General features: G+C 61.8%; 7 protein-coding genes. 2 read left to right on the top strand and 5 right to left on the bottom strand.

The window, feature by feature from the left end:
* Positions 1-3: 3 nt before the first annotated feature.
* Both C1D09_RS15390 and C1D09_RS15385 read left to right on the top strand, forming a co-directional pair.
* Positions 4-678: an amino acid ABC transporter permease gene (locus tag C1D09_RS15390; RefSeq protein WP_019862987.1), complete on the top strand. Its 675-nt coding sequence runs from the start codon at positions 4-6 to the stop codon at positions 676-678.
* Positions 679-726: 48 nt separating this feature from the next.
* Complete coding sequence (locus C1D09_RS15385; protein WP_143975118.1) at positions 727-2,001, top strand: cysteine desulfurase-like protein; 1,275 nt, start codon at positions 727-729, stop codon at positions 1,999-2,001.
* 70 nt (positions 2,002-2,071) lie between these two features.
* Here the strand turns inward: C1D09_RS15385 and C1D09_RS15380 are convergent, their stop codons facing one another.
* From C1D09_RS15380 to C1D09_RS15360, 5 genes are read right to left on the bottom strand one after another with little or no spacing between them, the layout of a single operon-like run.
* Entirely contained in the window at positions 2,072-2,902 is an 831-nt protein-coding gene (locus C1D09_RS15380; protein WP_143975117.1) for a dipeptide ABC transporter ATP-binding protein, read from the bottom strand.
* Complete coding sequence (locus tag C1D09_RS15375; protein ID WP_143975116.1) at positions 2,899-3,750, bottom strand: ABC transporter ATP-binding protein; 852 nt, start codon at positions 3,748-3,750, stop codon at positions 2,899-2,901. The genes C1D09_RS15380 and C1D09_RS15375 overlap by 4 nt, the downstream gene beginning before the upstream one ends.
* Complete coding sequence (locus tag C1D09_RS15370; protein ID WP_143975115.1) at positions 3,750-4,661, bottom strand: ABC transporter permease subunit; 912 nt, start codon at positions 4,659-4,661, stop codon at positions 3,750-3,752. The genes C1D09_RS15375 and C1D09_RS15370 overlap by 1 nt, the downstream gene beginning before the upstream one ends.
* Positions 4,661-5,668 (bottom strand): ABC transporter permease subunit, encoded by a 1,008-nt coding sequence (locus C1D09_RS15365; protein WP_143975114.1) that lies wholly within the window; start codon positions 5,666-5,668, stop codon positions 4,661-4,663. The genes C1D09_RS15370 and C1D09_RS15365 overlap by 1 nt, the downstream gene beginning before the upstream one ends.
* A gap of 44 nt (positions 5,669-5,712) precedes the next feature.
* The gene (locus C1D09_RS15360; protein ID WP_143975113.1) at positions 5,713-7,311 is read right to left on the bottom strand and encodes an ABC transporter substrate-binding protein; all 1,599 of its coding nucleotides are present in this window, start codon (positions 7,309-7,311) and stop codon (positions 5,713-5,715) included.
* Positions 7,312-7,775 lie beyond the last annotated feature (464 nt).

The following is a 7,775-nucleotide window of genomic DNA, read 5'->3' as shown; positions in this document are numbered from 1 at the left end:
CCCATGTCGCTGATCGACACCTTCTTCAATCCCGACGTCATCATGTCCAGCCTGCCGGCGCTGCTGCGCGGCTTCCTGAACACGCTGTTGCTTGGCATTTTGAGCATCGGCATCGGCATTCCCATCGGCCTGGTGATCAGCCTGCTGCGGCTCTATGCGCCGAAACCGGTGCGCTGGCTGGCAGTCGGCTACACCGACATTTTTCGCGCGCTGCCGGTGCTGGTGGTGCTGATCCTGATCTACTACGCGCTGCCCTTCCTCGGCATCCGCCTGTCGTCCTGGGCGTCCGCCGTGACGGCCTTCGCCTTCATCATGTCGGCGTATTCGGCGGAAGTGTTCCGCTCCGGCATAGAGAGCATTCCGAAAGGCCAGTTCGAGGCCTCGCAGGCGCTCGGCCTGCCGTTCCTTTTGACCTTGCGCAAGGTGGTGCTGCCGCAGGCGATCCGCGTGGTCATTCCACCGATGACCAGCAATTGTGTCTCGATGTTCAAGGACACCTCGCTCGCCTCCACCGTGGCGCTGCCTGAACTCCTGAAGGAAGCGACCAACGCGCAGTCGCTCTACGCCAACCCCTCGCCGCTGATCGGCGCCGCACTGGTCTACCTCATCTTCCTTTGGCCGATGGTGCGCCTCGTCAGCCTGCTCGAAGACCGCTTCAAGACCGAGAAGGCGCGCTGACCTCGCCAACCGATCTCCACCCGCCAAATTCTTTGCAGGAGCCTGCCCGTGAACAACCACCAAACCGACAATGCGAACGCCGCCGCGTTCCCCGTCGACACCATCCGCACCATGTTTCCCGCCCTGCAACGGGCCGGCGATTTCATCTTCATGGATAATGCCGCCGGCGCGCAGATCCCGCAGAGCGTGCTCGACGCGGTGACCAACCATCTGGTCTCGCACAATGTGCAGCGCGGCGGCCGCTATGGCCGCAGCATCACCGTCGACCAGTCGGTCGCCGATGCCCGGACAAGCGTGGCGCTGCTGATCAACGCCTATAGCCCTGCGGAAATCTGCTTCGGGATGAACGCCACCTCGTTCATCCGGCTCGTCAGTCTCGGCATCGGCCAGATGCTGCAGGAACGCGACGAGATCGTCATCACCGACATGGACCATGACGCCAACATCGCCACTTGGCTGGCGCTGGAATCCGCCGGCGCCAAGTTCAAATGGTGGCGCATGCGCGAGGACGGCAATCTGCATGTCGATGATCTGCGACCGCTGGTTTCCGACCGTACCCGCCTCGTCGCCTGCACGGTGACGGCGCATTCGATCGGCTCGATCGTCGATGTCGCTTCCGTGGCCGAGATCGCGCATGCGGCCGGGGCGGAAGTGTTCCTGGATTGCGTGCACTACGGTCCACACGGGCTGATCGACGTGCAGGCCTGGGATTGCGACTATCTCGTCTGCTCCGGCTACAAGAATTTCTCGCCGCACATGGGCTTCCTGTGGGGCCGCTTCGAAACGCTGAAGCGGCTGCCGACCTTCCGCGAGGACTTCATTCCGGACGAACCGCCCTACAAGGTTGAAGCCGGCACCTTCATCTACGAGAACGTCTCGGGCATGGATGCCGCCGTGCAGTATCTGGAACTGATCGGCCGCAATCTGGCCCCCTCCAACAACCGCTCGCGGCGCGAAAACATCGTCGCCGGCATGGGCGCCATCCGCGACTATGAGCTGCTTTTGTCACGCGAGATGCTTGCCGTGCTGAAAAGCTGCGGCGCGACCATCTACGGCGTTGCCGACGAAGCCCGCGTCAACGACCGCGTGCCGACTTTCTGCTTCAACATCGGCAAACTGTCGCCGCAACGGATCGTCGAGGAAATGGCCGAGATGCAGATCGGCATCCGTGACGGCCACATGTACGCGCCGCGGCTGATGAAGCGCCTCAATCTGTCGATGGACAGCGGCGCCATCCGCGCCTCGCTGGTGCACTACAACACGGTCGAGGAAGTGCACAAATTCGGCGAGGCGTTGCGCGCGATTGTCGCGAAGCTGTCGTAGGTCGGCGCCGCAACCCACCCGGACCTCCGGGCTCCCCACAAGGGGGAGGTAGGGGCGCCACGCCGCCGGCTTAAGCCGCCTTCTTCTTCGCCAGCCTCGCCTTGATTGAGGCAACGTCGGCACGCGGCGTCGCGGCGAACAGCGTCTTGGTGTAGCTATGCTTGGGGTCGGAAAAGACCTCTTCGCGCGAGCCATATTCGACCGCTTCGCCGAAATACATCACCATCACGTCGTCGGCGATGTAGCGCACCACGGACAGGTCGTGGCTGATGAAGACATAGGTCAGCTGAAACTCGTCCTGCAGGTCGGCGAGCAGGTTGAGCACCTGCGCCTGAACCGAGAGGTCAAGCGCCGAGACCGGCTCGTCCAGCACCAGCAGGCTGGGGTTCAGCATCAGCGCGCGGGCAATGGCGATGCGCTGGCGCTGGCCGCCCGAGAACATATGCGGGTAGCGGTTGTAGTGCTCGGGGCCAAGGCCGACCTTCTTCAGCATCTTCATGGCGAGGTCGCGCCGTTCGTCGGCCGGCTTGTCGGTGTTGATGAGCAGCGGTTCGCCCAGCACGTCGCCAATCTTCTGGCGCGGATTGAGCGAGCCGTAGGGGTTCTGGAAAACGATCTGCACCTTGCGGCGCATCTCCTTGGTCAATCCGCCCCTGGCGATGTCGACCTTGTTGCCGTCGATGAACAGCTCACCTGACGTCGCCGGATCGATCAGCGTGATGATGCGGGCGAGCGTCGACTTGCCACAGCCGCTTTCACCGACAATGGCCAGCGTCTTGCCCTTGTCGACGCCGAAGGAAACGCCCTTGACCGCATGCACGGTGCGCTGCGCGCGAAACAGCCCGCCACCGACATGGTAGTCGCGCACGATATTCTTGCCTTCGACGACCTTGATGCTCATGCGGCGGCCCCCGAGGGCGCCGGCTCGAACAGCATGTCGGAGACGGTTGGCAGCCGGTCGCCCACGGCGTTCTCCGGCAGTGCCGATAAAAGCGCGCGGGTGTAATTGCTCTTCGGCGATTCAAACAGCGACAGCACGTCGGCCTCTTCCATCTTGCGGCCCTTGTACTGGACGATGACGCGGTCGGCGGTTTCGGCCACCACGCCCATATTGTGGGTGATCATGATCAGGCCCATCCCGTATTTGGCCTGCAGCGAGACGAGGAGATCGAGGATCTGCTTCTGGATGGTGACGTCGAGCGCGGTGGTCGGCTCGTCGGCGATCAAAAGCTTCGGATTGCAGGCAATGGCGATGGCGATCATGACGCGCTGGCATTGGCCGCCCGACATCTGGTGGGGGAACGAGTTCAGCCGTTCCGCCGGCTCGGCAATGCCGACCTGCGAGAGGAGTTCGATGGCGCGCTCCCGGCGCTGCGCTCCGTCCATGCCCATATGGAACCGCAGCACCTCCTCGATCTGGAAGCCGACGGTGAAGCAGGGATTGAGGCTGGCCATCGGCTCCTGGAAGATCATCGACATGTCCTTGCCGACGATCTTGCGCCGCTCGGCAGGGCTCAGCTTCAGAAGATCGCGGCCATTGAAGCTCATGCGGTCGGCCGTGACCTTGGCCGTCCACGGCAAAAGGCCCATAACCGCCAGCATCGAGACCGACTTGCCGGAGCCGGATTCGCCGACGATCGCCAGCACTTCGCGTTCGTCCACATGCAAGGAAACGCCGTCGACCGCCCGGAACATACCGGATGCGGTCTGGAACTCGACGACGAGGTTCTGGATGTCGAGCAGCGCCATCACGACCTCCTCAGTTTCGGATCGAGCGCATCGCGCAGACCGTCGCCGATCAGATTGATGGCAAGCACGGTGATCAGAATCGCGAGACCAGGAAAGGTCACCACCCACCAGGCGCGCAGGATGAATTCACGCGCCGAGGCGAGCATCGTGCCCCATTCGGGCGTCGGCGGCTGGGCACCGAGGCCGAGGAAGCCGAGCGCGGCCGCCTCGAGGATGGCGTTGGAGAAAGACAAGGTGCCCTGGACGATCAGCGGTCCCAGGCAATTGGGCAGGATGGTGCGAAGCATCAGCCTGAGATGCCCCGCCCCGGCGACCTTCGCCGCCACGACATATTCGCGGCTCTTCTCGGCCATCACCGCGGCGCGCACAAGCCGCGCGAAATGCGGCTGCAGGACAAGGGCGATGGCGAGCATTGCATTGAACAGGCCGGGACCGAGGATGGTGACCATCACCAGCGCCAGCAACAGCGACGGGAACGCCAGGATGAGGTCCATGACGCGCATGATCGCCACGTCGACCCAGCCGCGGAAATAGCCGGCCAGCAGGCCTAGCGTGATGCCGCCGATGAGCGCCAGCGAGACCACGACCGCGCCGATCAGCAGCGAGAAGCGCGCGCCATAGAGCAGGCGCGAAAGGATGTCGCGCCCGACCGGATCGGTGCCGAGCAGATATTGCGAGCTGCCGCCGGCCTGCCATGCAGGCGGCCGCAAGAATGCGGTCTTGTCCTGAATGTCCGGCGCGTAGGGGGCCAGCAGCGGCGCAAAGAGCGCCGCCAGCACCAAAAGGATGAAGACGAACAGGCCGATGACGGCGCCCCGGTTCACCGAGAAATAATACCAGAAGGTCCTGAGACCGGTGAGGCGATCCGGGTTGCCGGCGGCCATCGGGGCGATTTCGGTCGACTGGCTCATCACGCCGCCCTTATGCGTGGGTTGATGACGGCATAGAGCACGTCGACGATCAGATTCACGGCCATGACGATAAGGGCAATCAACAGCAGGCCAGACTGCACGACAACATAGTCGCGCTTGGATATGGATTCGACCATCCACCTGCCGATTCCCGGCCACGAGAAGATCGTTTCGGTAAGGATGGCGCCGGCCAGCAGCGTACTAACCTGCAGGCCGATGGTGGTAACCACCGGTATGAGTGCGTTGCGCAGAGCATGCACGCCGATGACACGAGCCGACGAAAGCCCTTTGGCTCGGGCGGTCCGCACATAGTCCTCCCCCAGCACCTCAAGCATGGCGGAACGCGTCTGGCGCGCTATCACAGCCAGCGGAATGGTGCCGAGCACAATTGTCGGCAGCACCAGGTGGCGCAATACCGAGCGAAATGCATCCCATTTGCCGTAGAGCAAGGTGTCGATGGTCATGAAGCCGGTGATCGGCTTGAAGAAGTACTGCAGGTCGATGCGGCCGTTAACCGGCGTCCAGCCGAGGTAACCGGAGAAGAAGATGATCAGGAGCAGGCCCCACCAGAAGATCGGCATGGAATAGCCGACGAGCGCCGTGCCCATCAGCGACTGGTCGAACCAGGAGCCGCGCTTGACCGCCGCGAAGATGCCGGCCGGAATGCCCAGTACCATGGCGAAAATCATGGCAAAGAACGACAGTTCCAGCGTCGCCGGGAAGAGCGTCTTGAACTCTTCGAGCACCGGGCGCTTGGACGAAATCGAGACCCCGAAATCGCCGGTCACGACCTCACCGACATAGCGCGCATACTGCTCCCAGATCGGCAGATTGTAGCCGAACTGTTCCTTGAGTTCCTCGTAACGCGCAGGCGCCACGCCGTGTTCGCCGGCCATGGCAAGAATGGGATCGCCGGGCAGCAGCCTGACGAAGGCGAAGGCGCAGATCGTGATGCCGACAAGCGTCGGGATCAAAAGTGCAATTCGGTGGAGGATATATTTTAGCATGATGTAGGGGGCGGCGCTTCATTGCGCCGCCCCGCTCTATAGTCTTATTCGGCCTTGTCAACGCCGTCGAAGCGGTGAATGCCGAGCGGGTCCATCATGAAACCGCTGACATTCTTGCGCACGACCGCGTAGACTTGGCTATGAGCCAGCAGGAAGGCTGGAGCCTGCTTCTGGAAGACGACCTGCGCCTCTCCATAGAGCTTGCTGCGCTCGGCCTGGTCGCTGGTCTTCTTGGCCTTCTGGATCAGATCCTCGAAATCCTTGTCGCACCAGCTGGAGTAGTTCGAGACGCCGATGGCGGAGCAGGCGAACAGGGTGGCGAAGAAGTTGTCGGGATCGCCATTGTCGCCGGTCCAGCCGATCTGGAACGCACCCGGACGATCCTTCTTCTTGCCCTCCGAGCGATACTTGGTCCACTCGTAGTTGACGATCTCCGCCTTGACGCCGACCTTGGCCCAGTCGGCCTGGATCAGTTCGGCGGCGCGCTGGAAGTTCGGGTTGTACGGGCGAACGCGATCGGAAGCCCAGAGCTGGATTTCCTTCAGCCCGGCAGCCTCAAGCACCTTCTTGGCCGCATCCGGATTGTAGGCATCGGCCTTCACATCCTTGTTCCACGACCACATGGTCGGCGGGATCAGATTTTCGGCAGGCGTGGCGCCGGCATCCTGGAACAGCGACTTGATCAGCGATTCCCGATCGATCGCCTGGTTGAGCGCATGGCGCACCTCAGGCTTGTCGAGCGGCGGGATGGTGGTGTTGTAGCTCATGTAGCCGATGTTCAGGCCGGCCTGATCCATCAGGGTCACGTCCTTGTTGGCCTTGATCGTGCCGATGTCGGCAGGATTCGGATAGGGCGCGATATCGCACTCGCCAGCGAGCACCTTCTGGATGCGCGCGGTCGCGTCCGGCGTGATGGCGAAGACGAGATCGTCGATCTTTTCCTTGCCCTTGAAATAATCCGGATGGGCCGCGTAGCGGATGACCGAATCCAGCTGGTAGTCGACGAACTGGAACGGACCGGTGCCGATCGGCTTGGTCGAGAAATCGGCCATCTTGCCGGACTTCTCCAGCTGGTCGGCATATTCCTTCGACACGATCGAGGCGAAGTCCATGCCAAGGTTGGCCAGCATCGGCGCGTTCGGCTCGGTCAGCGTCAGCTTGACCGTCAGGTCGTCGACCTTTTCCCACTTGGCGACGTATTTCGGCATGTCCATGCCGGTGTAGTAGTCCCAGGTCAGGTTCGGCAGATACTTATCGCCGTTCCAGGGGTTCGCCTTGTTGAACTGGCGGTCGAAGGAGAAAACGACGTCGTCGGCGTTGAGGTCACGCGTCGGCTTGAAATAGTCGGTGGTCTGGAACTTGACGCCCGGATGCAGGTGGAAGGTGTAGACCAGGCCGTCGTCGGAAATCTCCCACTTGTCGGCAAGGCCGGGCTCGACTTCGGTGCCGCCATGCTTGAATTCGACCAGACGCGAATAGACGGTACGCGACGAGGCATCGAAGTCGTTGCCGCCAGTCGTGGTACCCGGATCAAAATTGGCGGGCGACGCTTCCGAGCAATAGACGAGCGTCTTTGCATTGGCCATGCCGCTCAGAACGCTTGCGGCCAGCAAAGCGGCCGCAAAAGCGAGTTTCTTTTTCATTGAGCACTCCCTGATGTTCTTCCAAGCCCCTCTATCAGGCTCGCGAAGCGCGCATATAAGCACCGTTTTTCCGGCTTTGGAACACCCCGTTTGCTTACCCCTCGGGAAGCAGGAAAAAAATCCACCGTTTTGCTAAATGGCAGAAAAAATTAGCAGTTTTTTCCATTCACGAGATTGTTAACGACCGCATTTTTTTATTGATCCGGCATGTGGCGACATGGGCGCCGCGTCCGCCCCTCATGCATTCATCGATGCGGAAAGATGCCGATTTCAAGTCTCGACAGCGGGAAGGATTTTCGACGGCAAATCTTTCGGCGCCTTGCCGCAAGGGCAAGACTTGCACCGCCGCCGATAGAGGCAATACATAGATGGATATGCTGGCGGCACGGAGGACGTCTCTGTCAATACGGAGGCGGGCGCGGCATAGGGGACCGAAACGGGCGAACAGGATTTGTCGAGGAGGA

The sequence above is a fragment of the Mesorhizobium intechi genome (assembly GCF_002879535.1).
GTDB lineage: Bacteria > Pseudomonadota > Alphaproteobacteria > Rhizobiales > Rhizobiaceae > Mesorhizobium > Mesorhizobium intechi.
The sequence above is the reverse complement of the archived record's forward strand: the minus strand, read 5'-3'. Positions and strand labels throughout refer to the sequence as shown.

Coding starts and splice junctions, on each gene's coding strand:
- C1D09_RS15390 (WP_019862987.1), top strand. CDS start 4: ATGTCGCTGATCGACACCTTCTTCAATCCCGACGTCATCATGTCCAGC.
- C1D09_RS15380 (WP_143975117.1), bottom strand. CDS start 2,902: ATGAGCATCAAGGTCGTCGAAGGCAAGAATATCGTGCGCGACTACCAT.
- C1D09_RS15375 (WP_143975116.1), bottom strand. CDS start 3,750: ATGGCGCTGCTCGACATCCAGAACCTCGTCGTCGAGTTCCAGACCGCA.
- C1D09_RS15370 (WP_143975115.1), bottom strand. CDS start 4,661: ATGAGCCAGTCGACCGAAATCGCCCCGATGGCCGCCGGCAACCCGGAT.
- C1D09_RS15365 (WP_143975114.1), bottom strand. CDS start 5,668: ATGCTAAAATATATCCTCCACCGAATTGCACTTTTGATCCCGACGCTT.
- C1D09_RS15360 (WP_143975113.1), bottom strand. CDS start 7,311: ATGAAAAAGAAACTCGCTTTTGCGGCCGCTTTGCTGGCCGCAAGCGTT.